Source organism: Parapedobacter sp. ISTM3 (assembly GCF_016533505.1).
Lineage (GTDB): Bacteria > Bacteroidota > Bacteroidia > Sphingobacteriales > Sphingobacteriaceae > Parapedobacter > Parapedobacter luteus.
On record NZ_JAENGN010000012.1, the window covers coordinates 1 to 17,112 of the forward strand.

General features: G+C 49.3%; 11 protein-coding genes and 1 riboswitch. Of the genes, 4 read left to right on the top strand and 7 right to left on the bottom strand.

The window, feature by feature from the left end:
* Positions 1 to 30 precede the first annotated feature (30 nt).
* Positions 31 to 121, bottom strand: a riboswitch (TPP riboswitch).
* Between the two features lie 458 nt (positions 122 to 579).
* From JHJ32_RS15425 to JHJ32_RS15445, 5 genes are read right to left on the bottom strand one after another with little or no spacing between them, the layout of a single operon-like run.
* A complete protein-coding gene (locus tag JHJ32_RS15425) occupies positions 580 to 3,876 on the bottom strand; it encodes a PAS domain S-box protein (RefSeq protein ID WP_200121554.1) in 3,297 nt (1,098 codons plus the stop codon).
* Positions 3,877 to 3,926: 50 nt separating this feature from the next.
* Positions 3,927 to 4,148 carry a hypothetical protein gene (locus JHJ32_RS15430; protein ID WP_200121555.1) on the bottom strand — a complete coding sequence of 74 codons (222 nt, stop codon included), beginning with the start codon at positions 4,146 to 4,148 and terminating at the stop codon, positions 3,927 to 3,929.
* Between the two features lie 16 nt (positions 4,149 to 4,164).
* Positions 4,165 to 5,412, bottom strand: coding sequence for a YdcF family protein (locus JHJ32_RS15435; RefSeq protein WP_200121556.1), 1,248 nt, complete (start codon positions 5,410 to 5,412; stop codon positions 4,165 to 4,167).
* 16 nt (positions 5,413 to 5,428) lie between these two features.
* Positions 5,429 to 6,949, bottom strand: a complete 1,521-nt coding sequence (locus tag JHJ32_RS15440; RefSeq protein ID WP_200121557.1) for a RagB/SusD family nutrient uptake outer membrane protein — start codon at positions 6,947 to 6,949, stop codon at positions 5,429 to 5,431.
* Positions 6,950 to 6,961: 12 nt separating this feature from the next.
* The gene (locus JHJ32_RS15445) at positions 6,962 to 10,210 is read right to left on the bottom strand and encodes a TonB-dependent receptor (protein WP_200121558.1); all 3,249 of its coding nucleotides are present in this window, start codon (positions 10,208 to 10,210) and stop codon (positions 6,962 to 6,964) included.
* Between the two features lie 347 nt (positions 10,211 to 10,557).
* Between JHJ32_RS15445 and JHJ32_RS15450 the strand changes: the two genes are divergently transcribed.
* Together JHJ32_RS15450 and JHJ32_RS15455 are read left to right on the top strand one after the other, a co-directional pair.
* Positions 10,558 to 12,798: an inorganic phosphate transporter gene (locus JHJ32_RS15450; RefSeq protein WP_200121559.1), complete on the top strand. Its 2,241-nt coding sequence runs from the start codon at positions 10,558 to 10,560 to the stop codon at positions 12,796 to 12,798.
* A 244-nt stretch (positions 12,799 to 13,042) separates the two neighbouring features.
* Positions 13,043 to 13,546: a DinB family protein gene (locus JHJ32_RS15455; RefSeq protein ID WP_079718698.1), complete on the top strand. Its 504-nt coding sequence runs from the start codon at positions 13,043 to 13,045 to the stop codon at positions 13,544 to 13,546.
* A 13-nt stretch (positions 13,547 to 13,559) separates the two neighbouring features.
* Here the strand turns inward: JHJ32_RS15455 and JHJ32_RS15460 are convergent, their stop codons facing one another.
* A complete protein-coding gene (locus JHJ32_RS15460) occupies positions 13,560 to 14,114 on the bottom strand; it encodes a YdeI family protein (RefSeq protein WP_200121560.1) in 555 nt (184 codons plus the stop codon).
* 217 nt (positions 14,115 to 14,331) lie between these two features.
* On the opposite strand from JHJ32_RS15460, the gene JHJ32_RS15465 reads away from it, so the two are divergent.
* On the top strand, positions 14,332 to 15,354 hold the full coding sequence (locus tag JHJ32_RS15465) for an alpha/beta fold hydrolase (RefSeq protein WP_233632694.1): 1,023 nt from the start codon (positions 14,332 to 14,334) through the stop codon (positions 15,352 to 15,354).
* Positions 15,355 to 15,460: 106 nt separating this feature from the next.
* Positions 15,461 to 16,324, top strand: a complete 864-nt coding sequence (locus JHJ32_RS15470) for a helix-turn-helix domain-containing protein (protein WP_233632695.1) — start codon at positions 15,461 to 15,463, stop codon at positions 16,322 to 16,324.
* Here JHJ32_RS15470 and JHJ32_RS15475 read toward each other — a convergent pair.
* Entirely contained in the window at positions 16,318 to 17,112 is a 795-nt protein-coding gene (locus tag JHJ32_RS15475) for an HpcH/HpaI aldolase/citrate lyase family protein (protein ID WP_200121561.1), read from the bottom strand. The genes JHJ32_RS15470 and JHJ32_RS15475 overlap by 7 nt on opposite strands.

Here is a 17,112-nt window from a genome sequence, read left to right on the forward strand (position 1 = left end):
AAGAGGCTTTGAATCTTAATCCAAAGCCTCTTTTCCACTCTTTCGTATCCCTTCGCCGGCATTATCCGGATCAGGTTCGATGGGTTTTTCTCAGGTTGTTAAACCACCCCTTACGATAAGAGCTTTGTAATAACCAACAAGGGGATTACCTTTTGGTTTTGATAAATTTATATTTTTCTAACACTAACTTCATCCATAGTGAATTAACAGAATGGTGTGACATAAATTATTACGCTTTTACGGTTATTCGATGTCTATATGGATAGTCCTGTCCGTTCGCGTGCTGTGGGCTGAAACCTCACACAAGTCTCTTGGGGTAGGTTATCTAATAGCGAGATAATAAAGAATACTTGTTTGCAAGTATAATTTCACGTGTAAATAAAGGAAAGAGAATAAAAAAGGAAGTTGTTTTGAAAATGCGAAAGGCCCGGCGCTTTGGGATTGCCGGACCTTTCTTATCAACCTAAACCATTTTAATAAACGTAGCATGACCAGCGATATTGTGCCTGCTTCGTAATTGATTCGTATTAGGCAGCCACTCCCCCGCGGGTAGTGCGCCGTCCCACCAGATGCCTGATATTATTGCTGTGTACCTGTAGGCAGTGTAAACCAAAACGTGCTTCCATACCCAACTTCGCTTTCAGCCCATAGCCTGCCATTGAGCCTGCTGACGATCTCATCGCATAGATATAAACCGATACCTAAACCTGATGTGGTATGCTGGGTGATATCGTCAACCCGGTAAAACCTTGAAAATATGTGCTGAAGTTTGGCCGCAGGTATGCCGCGCCCGAAATCCTGGACGCCCACCTTTATCTCGTCTTCCGTGCAATTGAGACTAACTCTCACCTCGTCCGCATCAGGCGAATACTTAATGGCATTGGTGAGCAAGTTGGTAACCACCTGCTCGACACGCAGGTAGTCGCTGTATATTATACACGAATCAACCGTGGTATCAAACACAATGCGGTATTTTTCATTGGTATGCGCGATGAGCTCGATGGTCTCTTCCATAAGTTTCTTCAGGTCGAACGTAGCCATTTTCAGCTCAAGTTTCCCTGCTTCGATTTTGGATATATCCAATAGATCGTTGACGAGCGTTATCAGCTTTTTCATCTGACGCAACGCCTTTTGAATAAACTGCTTGCTTTGATCGTCGAGAGGCAGTCTTTCCAATATCTGCAAATAAGCATTGACACTGGTCAACGGTGTTTTCAACTCATGGCTTGCCAAACCAATGAACTCATTTTTTTTGTCATTCAACGCCTTAACTTCTTCATATAGCTTGGCATTGTCCAATGCAATGGCGGCTTGGGCAGCAATCGAGACTACCAAGCTTTCATGGTCTGCGGTAAACTTGCCCGGCTCGGGATGGCCGAGAAACAGCCCGCCCAGTACCCGTCCGGAACGCGACGATACCGGTACAGCGAGGTAACTTGTTACCGGCAGATGGCCTGCTGGCATGCCATAATGCGGCTGATTCCTGCCATAACGGGGGTCTTTCGTGATATCGTCCACGCGGACGGCGCCCTGACCGGAGAACGTGGGATGCAACATCGCTGTGTCGCGCGGCATACCGATATCTTTAAAGGCTTCAGGTGTTGCGCCGGAAAGGGTATACAACACGTGCGACTGTCCGTCGCGGTCGGTCTCGTTATAGAAGAACGCACCGAACTTCGCCCCCGTCAATGCCGTTGTGCTATCGGTAAGCTTTTGCAGTGTTTTATGCAAATCGAGATCTTCGGAGAGACTATTGACCATCGAATTGATGATTTCCAGCCGCTCGGTATAGCGGCGGGTAGACTCCTGCGCTGCTGTTTCTGCGCTGATGTCACGCGCGATTTTGGATGCGCCGATGATATGGCCATCATCGTCGACCAGCGGCGATACGGTGATTGACAGCGGAATCTCGCGCCCGTCCTTGGTCACCCGGATGGTATTGAAGTGATCTACCCTATTGCCCGCACGGATTTCACCGATAATATAATCCTCCTCAGGCAGGCGAGCGCGCGGGATGATCAATGAAATATGCTGGCCAATCGCCTCCTCCGGGGTATAGCCGAACATCCGCTGAGCCGCTTTATTCCAGCTGGTAATCATGCCCTGAAGCGTTTTACTGACAATCGCATCGTCCGATGTTTCCACGATTGCGGCCAGCCGTGCTTTCCGCTCGACACTCTCCTGGAGCGCTATCTCGTTTACCTTTTGTTCCGTAACATCCTGCACACAGCCGATAAACCGCAGTGGGTTGTCGTGATCGTCAAAATAAACCTTACCTTTTGCCCGTATCCAGCGCAACGGCTTGTTTGCGTGGCCGCCGGTGCGGTATTCGATATCATAGCGTCCGCCGGTTTTGGTCTTGTCAAGTGCATCACTGACTGCCATCTGCACGTGTTCGCGGTCATGCGGGTATAAGCCATCCAGAAAATCCTTTTCGTAAGTCACCTGGTCCTCATGATCAACACCGAACAGTGCCCTGCACCGCTCATCCCATTCCAGCTTGCCACTTTTAACATCCAGATCAAACATGCCGAGCTGCGCTGCTTCTTTGGCCAGCCGGAACTGCTCGTAAGCCCGTTCTGCTTCAAACTTTGCTTTTACCTGCGCAGATACATCAGTGGCAATAGCTATCACGCCGGTGATCGCACCGTCGCCATCGCGATACGCCTGATAAACAAGGTTCTGATAGACGGTATCGATTTGTCCATCGCGCAGTAGCATGATAGGTTGCTCGTAAGCTTGGTAAGTTTCGCCCGTACGGTAAGCGTGATCGATCCATTGTTCGAGCCCCTGCCCCATAATTTCGGGTAGCGCCTCGGCGATTGGTCTGTGCATCACGGTTTTCCGCGGCCTTCCCCATAGCGCTATCATCAAGGTATTGGCCACCTCAATGACATGTTCCGGTCCGGTCATAAAGCACATGGCTACCGGTGCCTGAAGAATCGCATTATAGAGCATTTTTTCGCTTTGCTCAATGCGCTGCTTGGCCAGCACCGCATCCGTCACGTCTGCCGCGGTGTTCATGACCCCATATATGTTTCCGGCACGGTCCTTCAACGGTGTGAAGCTGTAGTTGAAGTAAAACGTCTTCCGCTCGCCAAGGATGACTAGATCCACCCGCTGGTTCCGGGCATTAAACGGTACGCCGGTGGTATACACCGCATCAAGTTGTTCATAAATCTGCTGGTCGGCCAATTCAGGCAACACCTCCGCATACCGTTTTCCGATCACGTCACTCCCCTTTCCCCAAACGTCTATAATCGCTTGATTGGCTTCTACGATGCGCATTTCACGGCCGGTGTAAACCGCGATCGGGAAGGGAGCGTTGGCAATGATACTGCGCGTCCGATATGCGCGCTCCGCGAGCCCGTCGGTAGTTGTTTGCAATTCGTCAGCAACGGCAGCGGCCTTCTCTTCGATTGCGTCCGGTTCGTCGTTTGACGGATAAGTAGCGCGGTGCGCGCCGCCCACTCCCTCTCCCCCGCCCCCGGGCCCTGTGAGCTCCTCGATATCCATGCATGCCCCGACATAGCCGGCAAACGTGCCGTCAGCGAGGTAGTGGGGTGTACCCGCATCTACAACCCAGCGATATGCTCCATCATGCCTTCGCAGCCGGTATGTCAACCTAAAGGCTTCGCGAGCATCAAAAGCGACCGCATAGGCTGTGGAACAACGGCGCTGGTCATCCGCGTGGATACCCTCCGTCCAGCCACCGTTCCGTTCTTGCTCCAATGTTCGGCCGGTAAAACGCAACCAACCGGAACTGAAGACATAACGCCGTTTATCGGGCGAGGCGATCCACATCATCGCCCGCGCATGGTCGACAAAGATGTTATTTATTTCGCCGATCGGCTGAAAGGGCTGCTTTTGTTCCATGATGCAAGTATAGGTATAACGCACAATATTTCATCAGCCATATCGCTCCATTATTTAACTGGTATTAAACGCTGGCGGGATGCCCAACGATGCAATCGCTGATTGGAAGCTGGTGAAGTGCGATAGCCGATAATGACGTTGACAACGCCATATCCGTCTTGCGGTATGCCCGGTACCTTGGCCGTGACAAAGCGATTTGTTTCCACGGCATGCGTCCGGCGTATAACCATGTCATCTGCCCTCAGGTCCGCAGGCAGCAACAAATCTGTCACGTTAAGTTATCGGCAATTAAGGGTCCAACGGTTCGTCCGGGTCGATGGTAAGAGCTTCCAGCCGGGGTTTAAATTCGATGATCACGTCGCTGACCCGCCTGCCCAATTCGTAGGGTACATATCCAAGTTCGTTGATACAACGGTCTTCCATCTTTTCAACGGCATCAATATGTGGCACACTGCTGGTGACAATAGCAAACCGATCGGCCGGAAATCCGTAAGTAAGCATAATCCGGGCAGTATTACGAAGGTTGGTCGTGGTATGCCGCGCATGGGGTTCAATCAGAATGGCTTCCTCGGGAACACTCAACGTCTCCATGAGGTATTTCTTCATTTCGACGGCTTCGATATAAGGTGTTTTATAGGGGTGCACACGCCCGCCCGAAACCACAATAAAGGGAGCCAACCCTTCGAAATAACTACGCGCGGCCATCCGGGCACGAAGCATGCCCCCCGGACTGATGGGCTGATGGTAGACTGCTGGCCCTGCGCCCAATGTGAGCAGCAGTGGGTAAGGATAGTTGTCAAAGTTTGTTGTCTTGATGGCTTCGAACGCCTTTTTATTTTCCAGTGCTATCAGGGGCTCCAATTGCGCCGCATCCCACCGTTCATTGACTTCCAACAAGCGTACCGCGGTCAGCAGCGTCTCATAAAAAACGTGATGGGGCTGCCGGATATCCTTGAGTACATCCTGCCTGACATCCAGCAACAGGGCTAAAAACGACTTTTTGGTAATATCAAAAGCAATCGAATCGATGAGTGGGTAATTTGGCCGCTTACCTCCTGCATATACGTCGATGGTGTAATTCATGGCGTTTAAATCCTGTCGCAATGCTTTTTCGATGTAGCGCATGGCGGTCGTGTGCTCGGAAAGACCGTATGCTTGCGAGGGAAGCAATCGGCTATCAAACTTTTCTTTCAATGCATCGTCTTCCATTGAGTGCCTGGCAAACAAGGCTACCAGGGCATCGATTTCGTCATCACGCCATTTGAATGCGTCAAGGAAGCACGGCACATCCTGGCAGGCCAAGCTGCTTAAGTACCGATCGTGCCATGAGGACAGTATCTGCTGAAATTCCGGTGCTGCCAAAATTCGTTCGGTCAGCGCGCTGTCTTGGTATAAGAGAAAGGTGGCGAGGTAATTTTTTGCAATGACCCAGTCCTGAGGGCTGCGATAGCTGGTGTAATCCTGGCACTGGGCCTCTTGGGAACCCCCCATCGCCAGTGCCAGAATCAGCATAAAACAACTCATGCATGTTCTCATAAAGTTCAGCAACTTTTTAATATCCCCGATTTTGGTACATCCGCTCGGGATCCAGTTTATATTCATCAAATGGAATCGGATAATACCGATCTTTTGTTGAGATATTCGACAGCTGTGCATTGCCGTAATCGGCTTGGCTTTTAGTTCGGAAATAATCGACCAATTCCTCCGCGTTGTAATTACGAATCAAGTCAAACCAACGGTGGTTTTCGAAAGCGAGCTCAACACGGCGCTCATGCAGGATGGCATCCTTTAGCGTAGGGTATTTTGCGTTGTAGGTGGCATCCTCACGCGCAATGGCATAAGCCGGCAAGCCGGCACGCTCACGCACCTCATCCAGCAATGCGATGGCTTCTTCGGTTTTGTTTAGGTGCATCTTTGTTTCGGCCAGGAGCAGCATCACGTCTGCATGACGGATGAGAATCCAGTCGTTTCCTCCCCACCCTGCCGTCCCGGCTGCATCACTGTTGTCCCTGAACTTTGTAATAAACCAGTCGTTTACTTGGGGATGGGCCGCAAACCTGACAGAAAACTCCTTCCGAATGTCATTGGGTTCATAATCGTTTACCAAATCCAGCTTAACGTTACCACCGATCCCGGTGGAGTTGAACTGCGAATTGATGGTTTCGCCGCGCGCTTGGTTATTTCTCGCGATGCTGGAGCTGTAATTCTGGTCGCCCTGCAAGTATTGGATCTGGAAAATAAGCTCTTGGCAGGTATTTTTCTTCGTGACATCAAATACGTCTGCGTAAGGGATCTCCGTGAGTTTATTAAACGTACGCATACCATAAGCTGCCGTCAAGTGCTGCTCGGCCTGCAGAAAGTTATCGGCTTTGTTATCGGCCAGCGTAGCGCCCATGGTCAAGTAAACTTGCCCGAGCAGGGCATGGATGGCGGCTTTCGAGGTGCGGCCCACTGCATACTCCCAATGAGTATTGGGCAAATCGCTTGCCAACGCGTCAGATAGGTCGGCCACAATCTGCTGGTAAACCACAGCTTCCTTTTCCCTGAAAGCAATTTCGTTTGCCTCTTCCTTAGTCCGAATTTCATGGATGGACAGCGGAATATCGCCGAACTTCCGCACCATGTGGAAATATAGCAGTGCCCGGACGAATTTGGTCTCGGCAATATAGCGCTGTTTCAACGCTTCGCTGCTGAAGACTACTTGGTCAATACGAGACAGCAGCGTATTGCACCTTGCAATGCCATCATACATGGATGACCAATGCGTGCGTAGATAAGTATTTCCGGCCAGCAAGGAAAAGTCATTGAACTGGAAAGGCTCACCTGCATTGGACTGGTTGTCGTCCCTTCCGGTATTGTCCGACCGTTCTTCACTATACAGTGTACTGGTCTCTCCCAATGTGTTGCCAGCGCGCAGCGCTTGGTAAACACCATTTACTGCTAGCTGTACGTCATTCTCGGTCTTGAAATAAGCATCTACGGATACCGCATTGGGGTCCTGTTGATTCAAAAACTCCTTGTCGCAAGCGGCTAAAGCCAAAAGAACAAACGGCAATAAATATCTCTTTTTCATGATTGATCAAAATTAGAACGTCACTTTCAAACCTAAATTAAACGACCGCACCAACGGATATAACCCATAATCCACGCCCGGTGTCAGATTGCCGCGCTGGTCATAGTCAGACTCCGGGTTGTACCCCTTGTATTTGGAAATGGTGAACGGATTGTCCACGCTAGCATAGATACGCAGGCCACCCAGCAGCAGCTTACCGGCGGCTTCCTGCGGCAGGGTGTAACCCAGTATAATATTGGTCATCCGGAAGTAAGAGGCATCTTGCAAATAAAATGTAGACAAGCGGGTACTGTTGCTCTGCGTGCCACCCCGGGAAGCGCGATAAACTTGACCGTTGCCCGGATCAGCCGGTGACCGCCACCGCTGGGCTACATCGGCGTATTGATTGCCGGAGCCTTCCATATTATAGAGGTAGTAGTCGTAACCGTCCAGCATTTGGTTGCCATGCGAGCCATTGAACGAAGCACGTACATCAATGTTTTTATACCGGGCATTCAGCGCAAAGCCATAGGTAAATTTGGGATGCGGATTGCCGATGATTCGCTTATCATCGTCATTGACAATACCATTGCCATCTACATCTTCAAAGTACAGATCCCCGGGCTGAAGCGGGTTGGTAGACGCCGCTGAAGGTGCTACTTGCTGATAGTTGTCCTCCGTGGCGATCCCCAGTACCTTAAAGCCGTAAAACATACCGATGGGACTTCCTTCCTGCGTGATATGGGTCAGGTAGGAGCGCTCAGCCCCATTGGTGATAATGGTTGAAGCGCCGCCCAGATCGAGAACTTTATTGCGGTTTACCATGATATTTCCGCTGAAGCCGAGTTCAAAATGGCTCTTCTGCACAACCGCAGCATCCACCTGCACGTCAAAGCCCTTGTTTTCCACTTTACTGTCCGGCAAATTCGTCAGGATGGTGGTGGCTCCCGACACGGCGGTGATGGGTTGATTAAACAATAAATTAAATGAACGGCTTAGGTAGAGATTCGTAAAAATGTTTAACCGACCACGGAACAAGCCCAGATCCAACCCAGCGTTGTATTGTGAGGTAGACTCCCAGCCTAGATTGGGGTCGTACAGATCCCCCGGCCAATACGCTGTAGCTACATTGTCGCCAATGATGACGCCGCCAGGTGCGTTGTACACCGTGATGGCGCGGTAGTCACCGATGTTATTGTTGCCACTAAGTCCCCAGCTGGCGCGCAGTTTTACCGATGAGCGCTCGCCTAGCCAATCGTGGTAAAACTCTTCGTTGGAGAGCGTCCATCCCGCCGATACAGAAGGGAATGTACCCCATTTGCTTTCCGGGCCAAAACGGGAGGATCCGTCCGTCCGGAATGATGCGGAGATGAAGTAACGCGAATCATAGGAATACATCACCCGGCTAAAATAGGATTGCAGCGTGGTCGTCCGTTTGAATGCGTCGCGCAATTGGAAGTTTGATGGGTCTGCACCTTTGTCGGTAATCTCCCCAATCGCGTCGCTCTGGAATCCATTGGCTCGGACAGCCACATAGTCGATGTCTGTCCGCTGGGCAGAGTATCCAAGCAATGCGTTTATTTGGTGCGTTTCGTTAATCGTCTTGTTGTAATTTAATGTTGTCTCAATCAGCTTATCTACTTCACCCCGCGTATTGGCATCGGCATAGGCAGCCCGCTTGGCATTATCCGAGAAGGGCGGGTTGTTTCCGTCTGAAATGCTTGTAGGCCTGTAATAGTCATATTTCTCATCGTATGTGGATATGCCACCGTTTACCTTCACGTTTAGGCCGTCGATGATTTTAAGATCTGCGAACGCGTTATATAACCCCCGCTTGCCACGCCGATTATTTTTGATCTGGGTGACGTACGCCAGCGGGTTCTCAGGATTCTGGATGCCATAATTATTGGCCGATAGCTCGCCCATGCGGTATTGGGCATACGTACCGTCCTCGTTGTAAACTGGCAGGGTGGGGAGATAAATCAATGCAGCCATCGATGGGCTTCGATCGTACCGTCCGGTTGTGACTTCATTGTTATCGTTATAGGTAAAGGAAACATTAGCACCGACGGTAAAGCGCTCGCTCACTTTTGAATCTACATTCACCCGGAAATTGTATACCTCCTGATCCGTGCCCAACATTATTCCGTCTTGATTCTGGTAAGACCCACTCAAGAAGTAACGGCTTTTTTCATTACCACCGTAAATAGACAGGTTATGCCGTTGGAACGGTGCATTGCGGTATAGTGCATCCTGCCAATCGGTGTCATAGCGGGATGGCCTGGCAAGCCCGGTACTGAAATCATAGTACTCTTCCGGAATGCTTACTGAACCAGCATTGCCAACACGACCGACACGGGTAGCGTTATCGTCCCTGCGCATGTCGTCCGTCCATGCCAGCCCCCGGTTAATAACCAAGTCTTTGTAGCTGTTGTTTCTGCCGTCGATAATGAGATCAATGAACTCCGCCGCATTGAGCAGGTCTACTTTCTTGGACAGCTGCCCGAAGCCGCCCAACACTTCATAGTCTACCGTGCTGCGCCCTTCTTTCCCCCGCTTGGTGGTAATGAGCACTACACCCCCTGCTGCGCGTGAGCCATAAATGGCCGCCGATGCCGCGTCTTTCAACACATCGATGGACTCGATATCATTGGGGTTGATATTAAGATTATTGCCTGCCGGATAGCCGTCGATGACGTAGAGAGGCTCTGAGCTGGCATTGATTGACCCCATGCCGCGGACGCGGATCTTCGTGCCGTCATAGGGCGCCCCGCTTGTCTGCGACACCTGTACCCCGGCCAACTTTCCCACCAAGGCTTGGGAGAGTTTCGGAGAAGTGAGGTTCAGCTCTTCCGCCTTTACATTAGCTATCGCGCCGGTGACATCTGATTTGCGGACCTGTTGATAGCCGATGGACACCATCACCTCTTCCATCATGTTTTCGGCGCTTGCCAGGACGATGCGGTTGTCAGACAGGGAGCTAATCGCCACCTCGATTTCGGTATACCCCAAGTACCGGACAGTCAGCAGGTCTCCGATGCCTCCCCTGATGGCGAAGGTTCCATCGGCGTTGGTCTGCGTAGCCGATTGATTGCTCTTATTGGTAACGGTGGCTCCCGCAATCGGAATGTTATCCGCGTCGGTGACCCTGCCGGAAATAGTCGTCTGGTGGTACCGGATCGCCGGTTTCGGTGAGATGATGAGGAAATTACCCGCTTTCACCGATAACGAAACGGAAACCGATAATGAAAGGAACAGAAGTTTGATAAACTTATTACGCATGGTGTGCCACTAATTTGATTGGCGGCAAAGCTATCCGCCCCATGTTAAGCGAAACTTCCCGTGAGATTAATAAATCATCAATTGGGTAACGAATCCGATAAGCTTCGCCGAGCTATTCCTATAAAATTGAAGTTACCGAGTAAGGGCCGTAATAATTTGTATATTTGACCCGGAACCGTATTATTCTTGAACATATCAATGCGGCCGACTGGACACCGCTTGCGGCTATTCCGGATAAATGCGTACACGAATAGATGTGCGGCAACGTTTATTAACATCTTAACATATTGATAACCGACCAATAACATGGTGTTCACACTTTTGCGTCATTTACAGTTGAGGTAATTATGGACTATATGTTGCTTATCGTTGCCGTTTTACTCGTCTTGGCCATTGCCGATATTGTAGTAGGAGTGAGCAACGACGCCGTGAATTTTTTGAATTCGGCAATCGGTAGTAAGGTCACGACCTATCGAAACATCCTCCTCATCGCATCTGCGGGGATATTAGCGGGGTGCTTTTTCTCCAGTGGGATGATGGAGATTGCACGCAAAGGAATTTTCCAGCCCCAGCATTTCACATTCGACAAGGTGATGTGGATATTTTTGGCAGTCATGCTGGCTGACATCGTGCTGTTTGATATCTTCAATGCACTTGGACTGCCCACATCGACGACCGTTTCCATTGTCTTCGAATTGTTGGGAGCTGCGGCAATGGTGGGCTTCCTCTTTGCTGCCGAAAAAGGCGAGCCCATTGGCGAAGTGATGAAATATATCAATATGGAGAGCACATTCTCCATCATCTCAGGTATTTTCCTTTCGATCTTAATCGCCTTCACCGCAGGTGTGGCCGTACAGTATTTCATCCGATCAGCGTTTACATTTCAATACGAGAAAAGGCTGAATAACCTGGGAGCGCCCTTTTCCGGCATGGGCATTACCGTGATCATTTACTTCCTGTTGATTAAAGGGCTCAAGGGCACGACATTGGCACAGACGGAATGGGTACAAGCGTTGAATGACAACATCGCTGTTTTTATGCTGCTTATCCTTGTTGTCACAACAGCAATTTGCTTTTGGCTCCAGCGTCAATTTCAGGTTAATCCCATCAAGATTGTGGTAATAGCCGGTACTTTCTCCCTTGCAATGGCATTCGCCGGCAACGACTTGGTCAATTTCATCGGCGTTCCGATTGCCGGATTGATGGCATACCAAAACTGGGCAGAAAGCGGAGTCGCCGCGGATGCGTTATATCAGGACTACCTTGCGACGAGCGATGTCATCGTTCCGGCTTATATGCTGGGGATTGCCGGACTCGTCATGGCGTTGACCATTTGGCTAAGCGCGAAAGCGAAAAAGGTAACCGAAACAGAAATCAGTCTGGGCAAACAGGATGAAGATGGAAGTGATGACCGCTTCAAACCCAACAATGTATCCAGGCGCGTGGTCAAAACCGCCATGTTACTGGGCAATCTTTTTGATACGGTGATCCCGCGCAATGTGAAAAGGCGATATAACCTGAGTTTTGAACGGGATAAGCTGAGCAAGGCCACTCGGGTGGACCAGGACGCGCCTGCTTTTGACCTGATAAGAGCAGGAACCAACCTGGTATTGGCAAGTATACTAATCGCATGGGCAACATCCTTGAAGCTCCCGCTGTCGACAACCTACGTGACGTTCATGGTGGCGATGGGCACATCGCTGGCAGATCGGGCATGGGGCCGTGAATCGGCCGTATACCGGGTCACCGGTGTACTCAGTGTAATAGGCGGGTGGTTTATCACTGCGCTATTTGCTTTTTCCGTAGCTGCTTTCTTTGCGTTCGTGATTTACCAAGGAATGTTAGCAACAGGTATTTTGTTGGGTATCGTTGTCATTTATATCGTTATTTCCAATATCAAGTTTGCCCACAAGGAGCGCCAATCGAAAAAAGAAAAAAGCAGATTGAGCCTGTTGGAAGAGCCGGATCTGGATGTCTATATGCGCAGCAAGAATATGCTGGTAACCATGGTCGTTGAAGTATCGGGCCATTACAGCACGATCTTGAATGGTATACGAAGCAGCGATGCGGTTGCAATAAGGAAGGCGGACAAGGAACTTTCAGAATTAATTAACTACACATACAAGTTGAAACGGAACAGTCTCAGGGCCATCCGGCAGCTTGGCGCCGCCGACCGACGCTCTGCTGAAGTCATCGTTCACGGCGCCGACCTGATACAAGATATGCTCCAATCGGCAAAATTCCTGAGTACCGAAAGCCTCCAATACATCGAAAACCTGCATGAACCCCTTGCAAACGGTTTTATCACCACATTAGAGAACCTGGGAGCCAAAATGGATAGGTTTTTCAGGCTTGCAATAAACGAGCTTAACGAGGAAGACGGGCCTGATATCCCCTCGCTCCGCCAAAACCGCAATGAAATCAGGACATTCATCAATACCAATTTCGGAAATGAGTTGGATATCATCCGGCGCAAAAACATTGGCAGTAAACAAGCGTTGCTCCAAACCAGCATTTTTCTACAAAGCCGTGATATCCAAGCTGTGCTGTTTCGGATATGTAAGATCTACGGCAAATTTGAGAATTGATAACAGCAATTCGCTTCGCCTGCATCCACTGACGTGAAAGCCCCGAAACGGGGAGAATCGGGGCTTCACTAATTAACCAATTATAAACCTAAAAATTATGAAAAGACAAATTTTACTAACCTGAACCTGTTTATATAACGGCTGAGAATCTGATTTGTTACGGGGTCAAATGTTAAGAATTGTTAACAGGCGGCCCCTACCATAGTTGCGCAACGTTACTATATTTGTATAAAAACAACATGCTATGATATTACAATCGTTAATCGCCGAGTTTGACCAAGAAGCAAACAGCACCAGAAAACTTCTGCAGGCTATCCCCGGAAAAGATATCGCGTATAAACCCTCGCCGATTTCCTGGACAATGGGCGAGCTTGCGCAGCATATTGCCACCATATACTATTGGTACGTGGGCGTCCTCAACCAAAATGTGTACGATTTGGCAGCCGATCGCCTTGAGCGTGGAGAACCAGGGGACATCAACGCAACACTTGACCTTTTCGAAAAAAACGTCGAAAAAGCCCGAACCGCACTACATGCAACAACAGAGGAAAGTTTACAAGATTTATGGACGATGAAAGTCGGCGACCGAACCGTGCTCGGCCCATTACCCCGGAAAGTTGTCGTCCGCAGCTTTCTCTTCAATCATGTGTATCATCACCGAGGCGAAATGATTGTTTACCTACGGGCTACGGACAATAAGGTACCAGGTCTTTATGGGCCAACGTACGAAGAAAGCACGGTTCGCTGACTACGGATCACGGTTATTTTTTCATTTCCCGGTTTATCAGTTCAACGGCCTCCGCTATCCGTTTCCGTCTCGTCTCCGGCCGCTTGGCCAGCGCAATGCGGTGCAATATCGCTTTTTTGTTCGTCTTACTCATGCTGTTAAAGTAACGTTTTGAGCCTTTATGCTGCCGGAATAAACTTTCTAAATCTTCTGGTATTTTTAATGCCTCTACGCTATCCAATAGGCCCCAGGAACCGTTTTGTTTGGCGATTTCTATGCTTTCGAAGCCGGCCTTGGTCATCAACCCGCTTTCGATTAATCGAACGGTTTTTTCCTTGTTGATTTTAGACCAGGTGCTGGTTGGTTTTCGTTTACTGAAAAATTGGATAGCGCAATCGGTATCTACTTTCTTTTTGGTACTGTCTATCCAACCGAAGCACAACGCTTCGTCAACGGCTTCGCTCCAGGATAACGTCGGCTTACCTGATTTTTTTGTATAAAAGACAACCCAAACGGATTGCTTTTCCCTATGGTTGCTTTCCAGCCAACTCCGCCACTCTTGCTTGTTTTTGGGATATATCGTTTCCATTTTTTCCTACACGGATGAATACTTCGTAAAGTAACATAGCGCCTATGACAACCCTATGTCAGCGGTCAACGGACTATTTTCGGCCCGCGTAGTCGCGCGGGGTCACGAAATGGGAAAAATATACAATTCACATTGCCTTTTGTCCGTTCCTCAACAAGCTAACCTTCCGCATCTTTGCCTCATAAAATTTAGTGTAAAAAAATTAAAACAACGAAAAATGAACAATTCAGCTACAGCCACATGGATTGGCAAAATCAACAAGAAAAAGGAATTTTTCACCGCTACGCCGAAATTGAGCGCGGCACGGCTATCTTCCTTAACGCCCAAAAATATGAAAACACGGGCATTAATCATTGGATTTATAGCCTCGTTGACATTAAACACCCTGGTTTTTTCACAAGGGAAAAGAATACCATATTCTGCAGGAAGGGAAGAGTATATCGAAGTAGAGAAGAATGTGCGGTTGCATGTCATTGACTGGGGTGAAGGACAACCCGTTGTTTTGATACATGGCTGGCCATTAAATAATGCGATGTATGAGTATCAGTATCAATACCTGGTACAGCGTGGGTTTCGGGTAATCGGCATTTCGCTCAGGGGATTTGGCAAATCGGACAGGCCCTATGGCCAATACGATTTTGATGTTTTTTCAGACGACATCAAGACGGTGTTGGAAAAATTAAAAATCGAAAATGCCGTGTTAGGTGGATTTTCTATGGGCGGCGCGGTCGTTATCCATTATGTGACCAAACATCAAGCGGCCCATGTCAGCAAGCTGGCCTTATTTGCAGCGGCAGCTCCTTCTTGGGTACAACGCCCTGGATTCCCTTATGGGCTGACGGAAGATGGCGCCGCTTCTTTTATCGAACTGACCCGGACTGACCGTCCAAAGATAGTTGAAGATTTTGACAGGGATTTCCCCGGCGCGGAAGGGGGAATTTCCAAGGGCATGTCAGACTGGCTAAAAAGCATCAACATGGACGCATCGCCTTATGCTGCCACCCAAGCTGTCGTCGCGCTGGCCAACATTGACTTACGCCCGGAGCTTGCCAACATAGACATCCCGGTAGCCATCTTCCACGGCGTAATGGACAAATTGTGTGACTTTGGGTTGGCGGAGGAACTCCAAAAAGGCATTAAAGATGCTTACATCGTAAGGTTCGAAAACAGCGGCCACGCGCTCTTTATCGAAGAGATGGAAAAATTCAACACAGCGCTCGAAGAATTCGCGAGAAAGTGAAATCATGCAACAAGCACTTGTGGGGTATTGATAGCCCCACAAGTTTTACCTATCCGCAATCAACGTAAGGTACAATTAACTATTTTTAACCATATTTTCACGAGCGATGATTGACACAAAGCAAAACCTTTTTGAAAGCAGCCTAAAAACCTTGGGGCTGATATCAGTCAATGAAGAAAAGGTGAACTCCATTAACGAGGGTGCCTACAGGGAGTACATCAAAGCGCTTTACCTTCCGAAAGGCGGTAAGCTGAGCGTTGACTTCACGGTGTACAGCCCGAAGCAAGCTGCTCTTTTCTTCGTTGCGCCCAATCAGCTTCTACAAATTGAAACGACTGGCGCTGAGCCTGGATACCTGATATTTTATAACCGAGATTTTTATTGCATTCAGATCCATGACAACGAAGTAGCATGCGACGGCCTGCTGTTTAACAACATCCACAATATGCCGCTGGTGGAAGTAGATGCGGAAGAAACGGTTTTCATCGATTATCTCTTCCGTCAAATGAAAGCTGAATTTGAGCTTCATGACTACTCGTTGGAAGAGATGATCCGCACTTACCTAAAACAGTTGCTTATCAGGTCTACCCGATTGTGGAAAAAACAGCATCTGGATACGGCGATTAGGGAGCAAAACAATGCCCTTGAGTTTTTCAGGAAGTTCACGCTTCTGGTGGACGCACATTACAAGAAGAAGCATACCGTAGCCGATTATGCAGACCTGCTGAATATGGCACCGAAGACCATCACCCATAAATTTAAGCGGCTAAACTTGCCGCAGCCCAACGAAATCATAAAAAGCCGAATCGTACTGGAAGCTAAACGGCTATTGGTCCATACATCGATGACCGCCAAAGAAATAGCCTATGAATTGGGTTACGACGATCCAGCCTATTTCAGTCGCCTGTTTTTAACAAAGACCGGAGAGTCACCATCCGGTTTCAGGACAAAATACCACGAACATCAGTAAAGGAAACTGTCAAAGGTGAAACCTAATGCACCAAATTCGGATTTCATGCCGTCATATGCTTGGCGAAGTAAGCTCAAATCGCTCGAACGGGTTATCAACATAGCGCCAGCATCCAAAAGTTTTTGCGCGTGCAGTGCATCAAAGGCCGGTGTACCCCACCATTTTCCGGCGGACTTCGCTGCTTTGGCAACCTTGCCGATGGCCTCCCAATAGCGGTCGTCGTTAAAATTGCCGGCAAAGCCGTTGCGTATGCTGTAATCTCCAGGCCCAAAAAAGAGCAGGTCGACACCTGCGGTGCGGGCGATAGCCTCAGCTTGGTCCAACCCTGCCTTGTCTTCAATCTGGATGGCAATGAAGGTTTCCTCATTGGCCCATTTCAGATAGGCATGCAGGTCCATTAGCCCATAGGGCATGTCGGGACCTGCACCATCCAACCCACGGTCCCCCATTGGCGGAAATTTTGCATTCCGCACGACTTCTGCTGCCTCTTCAGCGGTAGTACACCTGGGATACATAATGCCCTGTGCTCCCGACTCAAGCAATCGAGCGAGGCGCATGAATTCTCCCTTCGCTGGCCGCGCAATGACATCGGCACTTCCAACCCGCGCGGCGCGCATCAATCCACTGACAGTTTCCAGACTGTGGGCATGGTGCTCCAAATCGACCCACAACAAATCAAAGCCCATCAAGCTCACCATCTCGAATATCGACTGATCGGCAAGGTGTAGCGTGGTGCCTAAAACTGGTTCACCTGACCGCCATTTGGCCAACGACTTACATGAGCGCAT